The 13,298-nt window shown below is 60.2% G+C and carries 19 protein-coding genes; 11 read left to right on the forward strand and 8 right to left on the reverse strand.

Annotated features, from left to right (window positions below; all coding sequences use genetic code 11):
* Positions 1 to 239: 239 nt before the first annotated feature.
* The gene (locus tag CJZ80_RS14825; protein WP_144036875.1) at positions 240 to 653 is read right to left on the reverse strand and encodes a hypothetical protein; all 414 of its coding nucleotides are present in this window, start codon (positions 651 to 653) and stop codon (positions 240 to 242) included.
* A 182-nt stretch (positions 654 to 835) separates the two neighbouring features.
* Between CJZ80_RS14825 and CJZ80_RS02495 the strand changes: the two genes are divergently transcribed.
* The 3 genes from CJZ80_RS02495 to CJZ80_RS02505 are packed head-to-tail and all read left to right on the forward strand — an operon-like array spanning position 836 to position 1,641.
* Positions 836 to 1,042 (forward strand): hypothetical protein, encoded by a 207-nt coding sequence (locus CJZ80_RS02495; protein WP_094510517.1) that lies wholly within the window; start codon positions 836 to 838, stop codon positions 1,040 to 1,042.
* A 50-nt stretch (positions 1,043 to 1,092) separates the two neighbouring features.
* The gene (locus CJZ80_RS02500) at positions 1,093 to 1,281 is read left to right on the forward strand and encodes a hypothetical protein (protein WP_094510761.1); all 189 of its coding nucleotides are present in this window, start codon (positions 1,093 to 1,095) and stop codon (positions 1,279 to 1,281) included.
* Between the two features lie 12 nt (positions 1,282 to 1,293).
* Complete coding sequence (locus CJZ80_RS02505) at positions 1,294 to 1,641, forward strand: hypothetical protein (protein ID WP_144036876.1); 348 nt, start codon at positions 1,294 to 1,296, stop codon at positions 1,639 to 1,641.
* Here CJZ80_RS02505 and CJZ80_RS15875 read toward each other — a convergent pair.
* A complete protein-coding gene (locus tag CJZ80_RS15875) occupies positions 1,601 to 1,738 on the reverse strand; it encodes a transposase (RefSeq protein WP_369802987.1) in 138 nt (45 codons plus the stop codon). The genes CJZ80_RS02505 and CJZ80_RS15875 overlap by 41 nt on opposite strands.
* A gap of 644 nt (positions 1,739 to 2,382) precedes the next feature.
* Between CJZ80_RS15875 and CJZ80_RS02515 the strand changes: the two genes are divergently transcribed.
* From CJZ80_RS02515 to CJZ80_RS15545, 5 genes are all read left to right on the forward strand, one after another.
* Entirely contained in the window at positions 2,383 to 2,547 is a 165-nt protein-coding gene (locus tag CJZ80_RS02515; protein WP_233132746.1) for a CsbD family protein, read from the forward strand.
* Between the two features lie 43 nt (positions 2,548 to 2,590).
* Positions 2,591 to 2,755 carry a DUF1328 domain-containing protein gene (locus CJZ80_RS02520; protein WP_094510520.1) on the forward strand — a complete coding sequence of 55 codons (165 nt, stop codon included), beginning with the start codon at positions 2,591 to 2,593 and terminating at the stop codon, positions 2,753 to 2,755.
* A gap of 158 nt (positions 2,756 to 2,913) precedes the next feature.
* Positions 2,914 to 3,240, forward strand: coding sequence for a CsbD family protein (locus CJZ80_RS15880; RefSeq protein ID WP_094510521.1), 327 nt, complete (start codon positions 2,914 to 2,916; stop codon positions 3,238 to 3,240).
* Between the two features lie 378 nt (positions 3,241 to 3,618).
* On the forward strand, positions 3,619 to 3,825 hold the full coding sequence (locus CJZ80_RS14830) for a hypothetical protein (protein WP_144036877.1): 207 nt from the start codon (positions 3,619 to 3,621) through the stop codon (positions 3,823 to 3,825).
* A gap of 134 nt (positions 3,826 to 3,959) precedes the next feature.
* Complete coding sequence (locus CJZ80_RS15545) at positions 3,960 to 5,057, forward strand: hypothetical protein (protein WP_094510522.1); 1,098 nt, start codon at positions 3,960 to 3,962, stop codon at positions 5,055 to 5,057.
* Here the strand turns inward: CJZ80_RS15545 and CJZ80_RS02535 are convergent.
* On the reverse strand, positions 5,024 to 5,593 hold the full coding sequence (locus tag CJZ80_RS02535) for a PIN domain-containing protein (protein ID WP_198948208.1): 570 nt from the start codon (positions 5,591 to 5,593) through the stop codon (positions 5,024 to 5,026). The two genes, CJZ80_RS15545 and CJZ80_RS02535, sit on opposite strands and share 34 nt — an antisense overlap.
* 1 nt (position 5,594) lies before the next feature.
* Complete coding sequence (locus tag CJZ80_RS02540) at positions 5,595 to 6,035, reverse strand: helix-turn-helix domain-containing protein (RefSeq protein ID WP_233132747.1); 441 nt, start codon at positions 6,033 to 6,035, stop codon at positions 5,595 to 5,597.
* Positions 6,036 to 6,174: 139 nt separating this feature from the next.
* Here CJZ80_RS02540 and CJZ80_RS02545 point away from each other — a divergent pair, with 139 nt between their 5' ends.
* Positions 6,175 to 6,582, forward strand: coding sequence for a lysozyme inhibitor LprI family protein (locus tag CJZ80_RS02545; RefSeq protein ID WP_158217400.1), 408 nt, complete (start codon positions 6,175 to 6,177; stop codon positions 6,580 to 6,582).
* Between the two features lie 14 nt (positions 6,583 to 6,596).
* Here CJZ80_RS02545 and CJZ80_RS14840 read toward each other — a convergent pair whose 3' ends face one another.
* Genes CJZ80_RS14840 through CJZ80_RS02565 form a run of 4 tightly spaced genes read right to left on the reverse strand, consistent with a single transcriptional unit; the run spans position 6,597 to position 8,357 of the window.
* Positions 6,597 to 6,836, reverse strand: a complete 240-nt coding sequence (locus CJZ80_RS14840; RefSeq protein WP_158217401.1) for a helix-turn-helix domain-containing protein — start codon at positions 6,834 to 6,836, stop codon at positions 6,597 to 6,599.
* Positions 6,836 to 7,618: a BRO family protein gene (locus CJZ80_RS02555; RefSeq protein ID WP_094510527.1), complete on the reverse strand. Its 783-nt coding sequence runs from the start codon at positions 7,616 to 7,618 to the stop codon at positions 6,836 to 6,838. The genes CJZ80_RS14840 and CJZ80_RS02555 overlap by 1 nt, the downstream gene beginning before the upstream one ends.
* The gene (locus tag CJZ80_RS02560) at positions 7,615 to 7,920 is read right to left on the reverse strand and encodes a hypothetical protein (protein ID WP_094510528.1); all 306 of its coding nucleotides are present in this window, start codon (positions 7,918 to 7,920) and stop codon (positions 7,615 to 7,617) included. Before CJZ80_RS02560 ends, CJZ80_RS02555 begins: the two co-directional genes overlap by 4 nt.
* Positions 7,920 to 8,357, reverse strand: a complete 438-nt coding sequence (locus CJZ80_RS02565) for a hypothetical protein (protein WP_233132748.1) — start codon at positions 8,355 to 8,357, stop codon at positions 7,920 to 7,922. Before CJZ80_RS02565 ends, CJZ80_RS02560 begins: the two co-directional genes overlap by 1 nt.
* 456 nt (positions 8,358 to 8,813) lie before the next feature.
* On the opposite strand from CJZ80_RS02565, the gene CJZ80_RS02570 reads away from it, so the two are divergent.
* Both CJZ80_RS02570 and CJZ80_RS02575 read left to right on the forward strand, forming a co-directional pair.
* Positions 8,814 to 12,044 (forward strand): DUF5906 domain-containing protein, encoded by a 3,231-nt coding sequence (locus CJZ80_RS02570; protein WP_094510529.1) that lies wholly within the window; start codon positions 8,814 to 8,816, stop codon positions 12,042 to 12,044.
* Positions 12,045 to 12,820: 776 nt separating this feature from the next.
* The gene (locus CJZ80_RS02575; RefSeq protein WP_094510530.1) at positions 12,821 to 13,285 is read left to right on the forward strand and encodes a sigma factor-like helix-turn-helix DNA-binding protein; all 465 of its coding nucleotides are present in this window, start codon (positions 12,821 to 12,823) and stop codon (positions 13,283 to 13,285) included.
* Positions 13,286 to 13,298: the final 13 nt, after the last annotated feature.

Consider the following 13,298-nt stretch of genomic DNA (forward strand, 5'->3'; position numbering starts at 1 on the left):
GCGCCGCTGGAGCTGCTGAAGCCGCGAGCGTTCTGCCGCGGTCCAGGGCTGGGTCTGGTCTGGATGGTTCACGCCGAAGCGTCGCAACGGAGGGCCTCCTGTGAATGGACCGAAGACCGGTGCCACAGCAGATCTGAACGATTCACGTCGGCAGAATGTCTGCACATCGTCCAGATACCGCCGAACAGCCGCCCAGTGTTACCCACATCTACCGACGCGACCCTGGCCTTGAGCTCTGCTTAGAAGTCTGCAGAAGAAAAGGATGACGGCGTCTTGCGACTAGTCTGAGCGAATAGCCAAGCGCTGGTCGCGGCAACGCCGATGCATGGGAGCAGGAAAATGAACTCGCCAATGCCAACTTGATTCGAAGACAAGGTGACAACCACAAGGAAGCTGACAGCGGCAAGCAGGCACAGGCAAAGTGAGCTTGCTCTTTGCAGGCTTGGAATACAACCTGTGGCGACAAGGCAAACCCAAAGGGCAGGGGCTACGTAGATACCCCAGGCGAACCAGTCAAGGCTGTTCCAGGCGATCTCAATAAGGGCACCAAGGCCTCTTGCTCGTGCAACCTCACCGATGCAAAGAAAGAAGAGTGCCAGCACAACGTATGGAACGACAACGATGGCCCCAACGGCATGCAGGAGTCGATTCATTCCTTAGCCTCCAGAGAAGCGCACATCCTCTAGCCCATCACACAGTCCTGAGGCAGTCTCCATAAGTGCGCACTGAGAAGATGATCATAGCTTATTGATAGCGACGGAGGCCAATACGATCCATCCACTAGCGCCTTCACCGCGGCATCAAGGGCCTCAGCAGTGGCCCCAAGCTTCAACAGGTGGACGTCCTGCTCAGCCATCCCGATGGTCCCCCCTCGCGTAGCGCCCTCCCGGTCAACGGCACCAAGGACGGCAGAGCCAGTGGCCAGTTGGCAGCCAGCGGCAGGAGCGACGGCATGGCCTGCAGCAAGGCCGGCGGCCCTGAGCTGCAGCACCTGGAGCAACGCCTGGATCGGCTGGAGCAGTTGGTTGCGCTGATCGCCTAGCTGCTGGCGGGTTCTAGCCTCCCGCCAACCTGAAGCTCGAGCCCTTGCTCATGCCCTTAAACCTTGAGAAGCTGGGCCGCTTCCTACTGCGTGGCCTCCGTATTGGCGCCAGCACGATCTCGATCGTGGAGCTGCTGCGCAGTGACTGGACCGGCGGCATCGCCGCCGGCTTGGCCTGGCTGGTGTTTCTGCAGGTGGAGCGGCGGCTTCCGCCGGTACCTCAGGAGCCCAAGACCTGATCCGTAGGCAGCTTGTTCGCTTTGCTGGCACACCCAGGCCTCCAGCGCCAGGCGCAGGTCATCAGGCAGATCACTGCCACGATTCCCCTTGCCGTAGCGACGATCCTCCTGGGCATCCAGGATTTGGGCCTTGCGCAACAAGGCGTTGATCTCCTGCTGGAGCTCCCTATCCGCCCTGAGCATCCACTCATGGCTCACGGCCTTGTGTTTGGAGGCATTGGCCTGAACCTTGGTGCCATCCAGCGCCACATGGCTCAGGCTCACCATCCCGGCTGGTTGTCAGAGCCGCAGGATTTGAACGAACAGACCCTTGAGCGCGTCAAGTGGGCGCGTCAAGGTTCCGGCGTCGGAACTCACTGATGTGGCTGTGGTCTGGCTGCTGGTTGGCCGTCAGCACCCGGAAGGCCAGGTCCTCGTAGCAGGCGTGCTCGATCCTGCGGGAAGAGACGATGCCCACGCAGTACGCATCGAGCAACAGCAGCGTCAACCGCTTCGCGGAAACCTGCCGGCTAAATCCTGGGGTTAAAGCCCTTCTCCCCGCAGGGATCCTTGGGTTGAGCAGGTATCAGGACCTGTGAGAGATCCAGCTCATCCACCAGATCCAGCAGGAATACACCTGATGGTCTTCTAAGAGCCAGTCACTGGGTGATGGCGGCAGCAGGGTGGTCTGCTCAGGCTGCCAGGGGCGGAAGGTCTTGGGCATACCCCATTCTCTCGCCCAGATTGATTGCAGCAACTTAGATCTGGGCGGTTTCAGGGGCTTCTGTGGAGAGGCTGGCCGCGGTCTACGGGCAACTAACTCCTAGCTGCACCCAATCCTTCCTTTATGGGGAAGCGGAGGCGTAATGGCTGGTTTCGGGGAGTGCCCTGCAAGGATCCACTGAAATGAAGCAGATGTGCTGACGATGCGCATCAATTTGCCCATATCAGAATATGGCTGAATAAACTTACCAATCCTGCAGACTTAATGCAGAAGAGCTTAAGAAAGACGAAAGACCATTGGCGAATCAATGCTCGTGTTCATGAGCAGACTTGGAGCACATCCATATCACATGGATGTGCACATCCACAAAGGAGTCAGTCATGGGTATGGGAAAAGACATGAAAGCCACCGCTAAGAACATCGAAGGCAAAGTTCAGGAGGCCACTGGCAACATCACCGGTAACAAGAAGGATCAGCTAGCAGGCAAGGTCAAGCAAGCCCAAGCCAGCGGTGAACATGCCATGGAAGACCTGAAAGACACAGTGCGCGACGCCACCAACTAAATAGAGATTGCTCAGCTGATCAACACACTTTAGGAGCTTCGTCATGCTTAACTACGCCATTACTTTCTTTGTCATTGCGATCGTCGCTGCGGTCCTGGGCTTCAGCGGTATCGCCGGATCAGCTGCGAGCATCGCTCAGATCCTGTTCCTTGTGTTTCTCGTGCTTGCCGTGATCTCTTTCCTCACCGGCCGGCGCGGCGCAATGTGAATAGCAGCGTTAATCATAATGTTCTGCTCAGATCATTGTGATCGGAGTCCAGTAATCAATGGTTACTGACTATTGAACAACTCTGGACATGCAGTATTGGTTGCCACAGCTTTTCTTTTCATTGCACTAAACCTCTTTCCACCCTCGCTATCGTCACCATGAAGCACCACTTTCGTTTTCTGCGCCAGTTGGCCGCCACTTGCCTTGGCCTTGTCTTCAGCCTGCTGGTGTTGATCGCCACGCCGGCTTTGAGCGCTCCCGCCCAGGCCTCAGGAGCCTTCACTCTCAGCGCCTCCCCCTTGCCCCTGGCCTCCACCGCCGGCCGCGTCAAGGCTGGCGCCAAGGACATCGAGGGCAAGACCCAGGAATCGATTGGCAAGGTCACTGGCAACAAGGGAGATCGCCTCGCCGGTAAGGCGAAGCAGGCTGAGGCTAAAGGCCGGAATGCTGTTGAAGACGTCAAGGGCAAGGCCGGAATGGGCTGAGCCAGGATCAGTGGCCCGGCCTGATATCACGCCTGAAAACGCCAGGCCGGGCCGCTTACGTCTAGGAGCCTGTTGGTCTACGCGCAACAGGCTCCTAGCCCTGACGGAGTGATCTGTACTAGCACTGCCGCTCAAAACGGCCCAAGCCCGCCTTCTGGAACTGTTGCCACTGCTCCACAGCCTGCGTCGGCGAAGGCGGGTACGGATCTCCGTCCAGGAGAGGGCGTTACCTCAAGTCCGATGGGCTTCCGTCCATCCCATGGCCAACCGGAGGTGGTCACCAATCCCTGAACAGTCAATCGGGGCGACAGGATTCGAACCTGCGACCTAGTGCTCCCAAAGCTCTTATGTTAGGCCTGCCTCAGTTTTTGCAATCACTTGAGTTCCCTCCTCAAGCCACTGCTGTCACTGCCTTTTGGGCTGCCTGTGGTTGCCAAGTTCTGGCTGGCTATGCCAGACTTTGTGGATGATTCTCTTGCGGATTATCTTGCAAGTGCGTCGTTCTGCCTGATTGTCTGGATCCTGTGCCGAAGTCCCAAGCCGGCAGCCGCATGGCAAGAGATGCAAGAGATCGCGATTGGGTGACAGCCTTGCGCTTGTCGCTGAAATCCGACCTGGGCCCCCGGAGTGGCTGGACCGTTTCGGAGATGCGTGGACGGGTCCTGCTCAATCTTTCGGCTGGGGCCGCTGGTGGAACACGCCAACAGCGGGTTTTGCCCATGGCCTGGGCTGCGACTGAGCGACAGCGGATTCACACGGCTGTTCTCGCCATCCACAAGGCCTTTGGGGAAGGCGTACCGCTGGATTTGGCAATTCAGGCGAGCAACTCAACCCCAGGCGAGGACGTTGCCATTGGTAATGGAGCTTCCCCTTTGGACGTCGACTGGCCCTCACTCATTGAGGGTTTCAGGGAGTACAAGCTGAGTAGTGGAGCTATCAAGCCATCAACCTGGCAGAGCATCTACCGCAGGCGTATGGCAGCCATCCTCGAGGCCGCCGGAGGGAAGCGGCGTCCGGTCTCCCCCAAACAACTCCTGGAAACGATCGTTGGTGCCTGGAAGGATCGACCAGGGACCCGGGGACGACAGCTTCAGGTCCAGCTCACCGCCGCCTTACTCCGATGGGGCGTGGATTCCGAGCGGCTACAGCCCCACTGGGCGCCACCCCTGGATCTTTCTGTCTATGTAGGCAGAAGGCGGGTGAGCAGCAGCATCACCACCCCGATCGAGGTAGAGCACATCCTGCAACTCGTTGCTGCTATCCCCGACGAACGCTGGCGTCTTGCTTTTCAGCTGATGGCTGCCTACGGACTGCGCCCCGAGGAATTGCAGCACCTGGAGCATCGGCAGGGTCAGCTCTGGACTACCTATCAGAAGGTGTCTAGTCGTGGACGGACTCGTCCTCGACTTTTGCGAGTGCTTCCCTGCGATGACTGGGCTGTGTCTTGGCAGCTGGAGAGGGTGTTTCGTCCTCAGTTGATGCCGCCGATGCGACCGGGCCACGGTGCTGAGGACTTCGGGACTTATATGCGTCGTCGCTCTCTCTGGAGGAACTTGCGCCTCCAGTACGAATCCTCGGGTGAGAAGTTGGTGCTCTACTCCTGCCGACACGGCTATGCCCACCGCGCTCATGTTGTGTGCGACCTGCCACCCAAGGTGGTGGCTGCGGCGATGGGGCACACACTGGAAACCCACCTGGCGGCCTACAGCCGATGGTGTGGTGACGACGTGGTGGATGACGCTTTCGCCAAGGCAGAGCAGAGGTTGGGCCGGGGCCTACGCGCTCAGATCTCTGCGATGCAATACCGCACGGCTTGAGAGAACCTGCTCAAGCCTTGTTCCGCCATGGTCGCCAAGTACTCCTCGACTGTTTTGGGAGGATTCTTCAGGCTGGCTCGGTGCAGTCGCATCGCCGTGCAGACTCTCGCGCTATCCAGATTCAACTGATCCACCAGAAACGGATCGGGATGGCAGGCGCCAATCCCATAGCTCGCCAAGGCTTGCTCCGGGAAGTCATCCAGGTTGAAGGTGAGGATCAGATCGGCCCCGCACTTGATGGCGGCGGCTAGGACATGGCGGTCGTCCGGATCAGGTAGCTCCAGGGCTGGAATCAGGGTCTGATGGCCATCCACCAGCGCATCGCGCACGTGAGCATTCATCAGCGAGCGGGTGCGCTCCAGTTGCTGTTTGGGCAGATCAGGCCGGTTCCGCAGTACTGCTGTGATCCACTCGTCGTGAATCTGGTCGCTCCATCGCGCCTGGTAGAGATCCGTGAGGGCCAGTCGCATCAGCAGATCGCGAAGGGGAGCCGGATAGAGAACGCACGCGTCGTAGACGACGGTGAGGCGATTCACCTCAGTAGCCCATGCCCAGCTCTTGGGCCTGAGCTGCCAACTCATCGAGGGCTGCGGCACGCTGCTGATCGATGGCGTGCTTGTACGCCATCAGGTCGGCCGTGCGAATGCGCCGATGGGTACCGACCTTGCGGAAAGGGATCTCCCCTTGCTCTAGGCGCTCGATCAGGAACGGCCGTGACACATTCAGGAGATCAGCGGCTTGCTGGGTCCTGAGCTCGGCGTGCACCGGAACCAGCGTGACGGCATTGCCCTTGGCCATCTGCACCAGGATTCCCTGCAGCAACTCCAGTGCCGCAACCGGGATGGGGACGGACGCGTGCTGGCCACCTTCCAGATCCAGGGAGAGGCTGGCTTGACGCAGGCCAAGGCTGGTACGGAGGCAGGAGAGATCGCGCAGGCTTGCTTCTGCGGCCTTGGCCGCCTCAGCCGTGGGGATCACGGGCTCAATTGAACTGGGAAAAGCGACGGCCATGGACCAGGAGGAGGGGAAGGCCACTCGAACCTTAATCGAAATAAACGGAGCAAACGCAGCTTCCGCAAGAGCGTTGGGCTGGCGCGTCCTATTCCTGCTCAGATCTATGCATGGTCCGATTGTGTCCGGCTCCGCTTCTATGCGCCTGCTGCTGCTCGCCGCGTTTGTGATGGCAACCGCGCTGATCCCGTTGCCCGCCCAAGCCGCGGGTGACACCCTGGGCCAATCGGTGGAGCTGCTGCAGCGGTTTCCCTTTCGGCCCGACTGTGACGGCAACACCCAGGAGATCGTGGCCTGCCAGTGGCGCCAGCGGAATCAGGATGACGCCACGCTGCAGCGCCTGCTGAGTAGTACAGCCCTGCTGGAGCAATGGCGCGCCAGCCGCCGACGAGTCTGTGAGCTAGCCGCAACGAAGGCGGAGGGGGGCTCAATTCACCCCATCGTCTGGCTGAGCTGCGAGACCAGCGTCAATGCAGCATTGATCCAGCAGATCAGCCAGCCCCTGGTCCCCTGATCGGGCCTCGACATCTACAGGTGGCGGCGGCTCCAGCCTGTGATGGTTGCCTCCACGTTCTCCAGGTGCCACTGGAGCGGACCCCGACCCTGGGTGCAGCCCCAGCGGCGGTAGTGCTTGCCTGGTTGCAGTACCCCCCGCAGCCGCAGCTGGCGGAGGGTTTCGCGGCTCATTCCCAGGGCAGCACAGGCCTCTGCCGTGGTCACCCAGACCCGGTCACGCCCATTTTTGGGAGGTGTCGTCTGTTTCTCCATCAGGCCAGCTCCTGCAGAACGTCGATCAGGGCGGGGTTCCAGAAGGTTTGGTAACTGCTGAGGCCACCGGGGCAGTAGGGCAGGGCCTCTGCCCACTGCAGGCCAGCATTGGTGAGCTCCCATTCCCCACGCTGGTTGCGGACCTGCAGCCCACAGGCGGCGAGGTGCTGGTTTGTTTCTTTGGTCTTCATGCTCAGCAACTGCCCGAGCCCCGTGGCATTGAGGGAGCAGATCGGTTTCTCCGTCGCCGGCAGTGCCCGCCGCAGGGTTTCGGTCGCCAGGCCAGTGTTCACTTCAATGCAGGTGAGTGTGGCGGCCATGGCGATGCCGAGCTTCACGCCGGGGAGCTGGGCCACTGCCTGACCGATCAGCAGCAAGGCGCTGACGCTGTCCTGCTTGTCAGGCTGTAGAGCCGCTTGGGCAGGAGCCATGCCGGGTATGGCGTAGTGACCGGTGCGGCGGAGGGTGGGGAGCACCTCATGTGTGACCCAGCGCTTGAAGCATCTGGCCTCAGGCTTGTGGCTGCCGAGCACCAGGTCGTAGAGCCCCGGCTCGTTGATCAGACTCAGGCTGGGCGGATCGCCCGCGGAAGCACCCTCATTTGAAATGAGGGTCTTCTCGTCGGCATCGAGGCGGCTGAGAGCCTGGCTGACATTGCCAATGGCGAGGGTGGCGCAGACATTGGCGGCGACGAACCAGGGTTCGCCACGCTCGTCGGTGAAGACCCGGATCTGTTGTCTCTCGAACTCGAAGGGCACTAGGGAGAAAGCGGTGTTGGTCATCGTTGTGAAATTGGTTTGAAGGACGGTGCCCAACCGGTGGTGGTGACCGCATCGGGGCGCAAGACGGCGTTGGTGCTGGACGGAATGAGCCGCGGCGGTATCGAGCCAGCGTTCACCAGTAGAAGGGTGCTCAGCTGTAAAACCAGGACCAGCAGCAGCAGCCGGTAGAGGTCCCGCAGGCTGCTGACGTGGACGGTGGTGGTGGGCCGGCGGGCGCGGCAAATGGTCGGCGGCTGGGGTTTTCCCCCCTGGGTCCGGCCGCCGCCACCAACACCGCCGCCGATGTTGAGGAGGTGTGTCATCAGAAGGGCACCTCCTCAACATCGGCGGCCCAGCCCCTGGAGCCTGTGCCGGTGGACGCGCTGGCCGCGGGGTAGCCGTCGAGCTCGTTCAACCCATCGGTTGGATCGACCTGTTCGTAGGGCGCGAACTTCACGACCTGAGCGGTGCGCAGATGTGAGGGGAAGCCCTCCACATCCACGTAAAGCGTCCTGCGCTTGCCGGTGTCGCCGGTGGTAGCGCTCACGAACTGGGGAGGGATACGACCACGGTCGATAGCCGCGCGCAAGGCCCGGGAGCTGGGGAAGTGGAGGGCCCTTGCTGCCTCTGCCAGGGGGAGCCAGGGGCTGCTGCTGAGTCTGGGCTTGAGCTCCAGACGCGCCTGAATCAGATGCAGCTGAGCACTGATCAGATCGAACAGCTGCTTGGTGTCGTCTGTGGCTGTCAGGGAAGGACGCATGGCAGATGAGTTGGCACAGACACATTTCAGCCCATTGGATTAACAGATGGAGGCACTTAAACCGTGCAAACCGTGCGAGTTCAGCGGAACTGCACGGTTTGCACGGTTTAAGGGAGTGCACTATGGCTGGGTTCCGATTCAAATAAATGGGCCACAGCGCGCTTCGCCGCGCCTCCTACACTTGTTGCCATTTATGTCATGGCGAGCACTCTTTACTGCACATGGCCTGCTTGTTGAAGGGTGCAATCTGACGGGGGGCAGTAGCATGAAGGCTGCCGAACATTGTATGAGTTGGTGGATTAGCAGCTCCGCCTGGGCTGGTAATAACGGCGGTGATCGGGGGCGTGATCGGCAGGTCGTTCCACTACTGAGTGGGTGGCACAGGTCGTTACCGCTGGATGGACCGTCACCGTTCATCAATGCCGCCGAAGGCACCGCCATCGGAGGGGCCCGCTGATGGACGACCTCAACCAGAGCAACGCGGCGGGACTGGGGGATGCCACCGTGCGGCCCACCACCGGGGTGGCAATAGCCGAGCTACCGCATGAGAGAGCAAGGCCAAGAGCCTCGTCGACCTGGTGGAGGGACATCGCCGTGGCCTTGCGGGTAGATGTGGAGGAGGAGGAGAAGACAAGGGAAGCGGAGAAATTCGGCCTCTGGATGGAGAAGTACATCCGCCTAGAGGAGTCGCTGCGGCACATCAAGTTGTTGGGTCTGAGGGATGACGAGGTGCGGTTCCGAACGGTGCCCGTCAACCCAGAACACAAAAGCCTCCGCCGCAACTTCAAAGGCGAGGAGGGCGATCGAGATATTGCTAAAACAATCGTGGAAGAGCTAGCGCCTCTGGTGATGAATGGTGCTGCTGCCTTTGTGCTGCCAAATCCTGGCGGCAACAAGAAAGCCGACATAACCGAGGTCAGATCGATCAGGGCTGAGTGGGACGACCAGCCAATCGAATGGCAGATCGAGGGGTGGAAGGTGTTAGGCCTGCCCAAGCCCACATTCCAGGTAGCCACTGGAGGGAAAAGCGTCCACAGCTACTGGGTGCTCACCGAGGGGGTAGATCCTTTGCGGGGGGAGCTGGCAGCACGCCGGGTGGTGAAGCGGGCCACGGATGCGGGCTTTCCCTCGGATCCGGCGGTGGTGGGCAGGTCGCAGCCGATGCGGCTGGCCGGATCGCTCTATATCGGCAAGCCCTCCAAGGAGGGGCAGCCGAAGAACCCGCTGGCGGGTAAGCCCATTGGCTATGCCCAGATTTTGGAAGGAGCGGATCCGGAGCGGCGTTACACAATTGAGGAGCTTGAGGCGGTGCTGCCGGAGCTCACCAAGGGCGAATCCGAGGAGGAGGGTCGGGTACGGGCCGCTGCAGGCCACGTGTCGCACTCAGGCGAAGAAGATCCCTGTCCGGTTTGTGGTCGGGATTCCGACGCCGATTGCACGATCTTCGACAACCCAGATGGGGTGGTGGTGGTGTGCCATCGCGGGAAGAGCTTTAACCCGCCGACGGAACTGACCAAGGGTGATGTGATCGCCGGGAAGGTGGATCCTGCGACTCGGTGGGCGTACGCCGGGGAATCGGCCACGGGGAGCTGGGGACGACCGGCCGCGAAATTCAAGGAGGTGGGGCCGGAGGTGGCTCTGTTTAATGCCCGTCAGATGGAACAAGCCCTGACTGAGGCGCTGGCCACTCCGCGGCCGAAGCGAGATGAGGGGGCAGTGGCTTCGACTCCAGAGGAGGTGTCCACTCAAGAAGAAGCTCCTGCTCTAGGGGTCACCGGCAACCCCGACATCGATTGGAAGACGGCGGTTTACTGGGCGGAGAGCGAAGAGGATCGAGCCGCCCTAGGAGCAGCAGGTTTTGCCATCGCTGAAGGGATGGAGGGCAAGGACTTCCAGAGACGAACGGTGTTCCTGTGTTGGCCCAGCCGAGCGATGGTGAAAGTGCCACAGGCATTGAAGAAAGTCGCGGTGAAGTTTGCTGGCGTTGGTGGGGATCCTCGTCTGATTTACATGCCTTGTGAGGTGCCGCAGACCCGTGGTGGGTTGGACCCTGACGCGAGCGCGAACACACCGTCCAGCTTCCTCAAGCGACATGGGGGGAAGGAGCTGCTGCTGCTTGCAAGTCAGGCGGAGATGTGCTGCAAAAGAGATGAAGGCCGGCTGAAGTGGTGCTGGGATGGGTCACGCAAAAAGCCGAAGTTGCCGGTTCAGGTCACTATTGCAATGTCCGTTTTCAAGGATCAGTTCGTCGTTGATGGGCATGAGGAGCGCCTCTACGAATGGGAGGGTGATCACTGGTTGCCGTTGCCGGGAAAAGCGAGCACGGCGATTCAGCAGCCTCTGCAGCGGTGGGTGGCGGCGATGCAATGGAGCAACGATCTCACTCTTGACAGCAAGGCGAGGATCGGATTGGTCGCCGAGTTGCGCGATCACCCGAGTCGGCGGGCATTGTCTCTTGATCCGGTAGTTCAGCACGGGGTGCTGCCCATGCGAAATGGGGTTGTCAGGCTGTTGGATGGGGTGCTGCTGCCCCATGACCGGAAGTACGGCAACACCTGGGTGCTGCCATACGAGTTCAGGCCGGACGAGCTGCCTGTGAAGATCCTCGCTTGCATCGAGCAGTTGCTGCCAAAGCCGCATCAGCAGCGGTTGTTTCGGGCGGCATGTGCAGCCGCGTTGCGGCGGCTGGGGGCTAAGGGCTTCGTGGAGCTGACCGGCGTCGGTGACTCCGGCAAGTCGGTGCTGGCGCGGCTGCTGGAAGCACTGGTTGGGAGGGAATGTACGGCCAGCAGTCAGCTCCATCTAATGGAGGACAGGAACCAGCGGTTCGAGACGTATAAGGCGCGGGGTGCGGCGCTGCTGCAGTTTGCGGAGAGCCAGGACTATGCAGGACCGCTGGAGCGGCTGAAAGCCTTCACCGGGGGGGACTCCATCGTGGCTGAACGCAAGAACTCGACCGAGAAGTATGACTTCACCTTTCGCGGCTTGGTGCTGTTAGTGGGGAACTCAGCGGTCAAGGCGAAGGACGACTCTTCGGCGGTATTTAATCGAAGGAGGAGTATCCACCTTGATCAGCCTATCCCTGTGGCAGACCGGAGGGACATGTTGTCCTGGCGGGTTGATCACTGGGAAGGAGAGTTGGCGGACGAGCTGGGGGCCTTCGTGCCATGGGTGTTGGCCATGGATCCTCAGGAGGCAAGGGAGGCCATGGAGGAATCTGGGGGGCTGGCTGAGCTTGATGGGTTGCTGGATATGGAGCTGACTAACCCACTGGCGGATTGGGCGGAGCAGTATCTGATCTTCGATGACACTCCAGATGAGAAGGGGAAGTATCACGGGCTAAAGATCGGTACCATCACCTCCAGTGAGGGTTCCATGTTCGATGCGCCGAATCACAATATCTCGATGTTCGCTTACCCCGCCTACCGCGGCTGGATGGAGGATTCTGGCCTCAAGGGCAAAGAGTTGGCTCTAAGCCGGTTCAAAACCGCGCTTGTGAGTCTGTTGCGTGATCGATTGGGGCTACCACTGCCGAAGGGTTCAATGAACGTGAGTCCTTACAGGACAGGGTATGGGGCACGGATCCCGATGCTGAGGATGCGGAACGGAAATGTGGACGCTGATGTCCCTGGAGTAATTCGGTTTGCACTTCAGCGGAAGCTCGGCGGCCATTCGATGGAAGCGTAACGGTGGCTCGAGCTGGAGGCAGCGATGGCAAGGAACCAGTCGGACCTAGGGGGTGACGGATCCCGGCAAGGGGAGATGGGTTCGTTATGTACTTGTGACGTTAAGAACCCAGTCGTGAACAGGGATGTGACGGATGTGACGCTTTTCTTCTATTGAGATTTTGATTGGGAAAGAAAGGGAGAGAAAGAAAGGGGGTTGGTGACGAGTATGTCTACCCCTGAGTGGGGCCGATGGAGTTGGGAATATCCATCACATCCACCACACCCCCTGGTAGGCCTGGGTTTTTGACGTCACCTATCCGTCACGCCCCCGTCACCACCCATCACGCTGCGCCCGGCTTCGCCCACTGCGGTGGCTTTAGGGGGCGCCCCCGGCGCAAGTGGCAAGGCGCCAAGCTGCCCTCACCTCAGGCGAGCGCATAGGTATCAAGCCACTTGGCAAGTGTTACACGAAACCCTTGCGTGCCGCTCCTGTGTCCGCTCATTGCAGACTCTGGTGCCCTCACGCTTCCTGGGTTTGGCCAAGAAGATAGGCGGCCTTACAAGGCGGCAGTAAACTTAACTATCAGATGCTGGTTCCCCGCGTGGTCTTTAAGCGCCTGGAGCCCTGGCAAGTCTCCCGCATCCGCCTCAGCCCTCATACTTCATCCAGATCGGCCAGTGGGCTGAGTCAGGAGCGGTTGGCGGAAGCAGAAGGCACGAGATGGCCGTAGTGGATGTCGCCACTGCTGGAAGGCCCGCCAAAACTGACGAAATCCAACTCGAACAGAAGCTGCAATGACCTCAGCAACCCTGAAACCCAGGCAAAGGAAGGCCGTTTTGATGACGGCTGAGGGGATGCAGCTGCGTGAAATTGCGCAGGAGCTGGGTATTGGCTACACGACGCTGCTGTCATGGGGGCGGAACCCTGCGTATGTGCGAGCGGTTGATGAGGCCTTGCAGCACATTGAATCTGAGGCAACGAAGGAGTTGCAGCAGGGCTACGGAGATGCGGTTCAAAAAGCCAGAGAGCTGCTGCAGTCACAATCCGAATCGATTGCTTTAGGGGCTGCAAAGCTGATTATTAACACCATGAACCATGTGGTCGAGCGTCGTGAGTCTGCTACTCGGTGGGCAGAACTATCGCAGCAGATTGAGGGCTTAGAGAAGCGTCTGGCACGCAACGAGGTCATGGCCTCGGCGCATGACGTGGACCTGGGCGAAAGGGCGATAGAAGCGCACAGCATTGCTAGTCGGGGATAGATGGTCATTACGC

Source organism: Synechococcus sp. MW101C3 (assembly GCF_002252635.1).
Lineage (GTDB): Bacteria > Cyanobacteriota > Cyanobacteriia > PCC-6307 > Cyanobiaceae > MW101C3.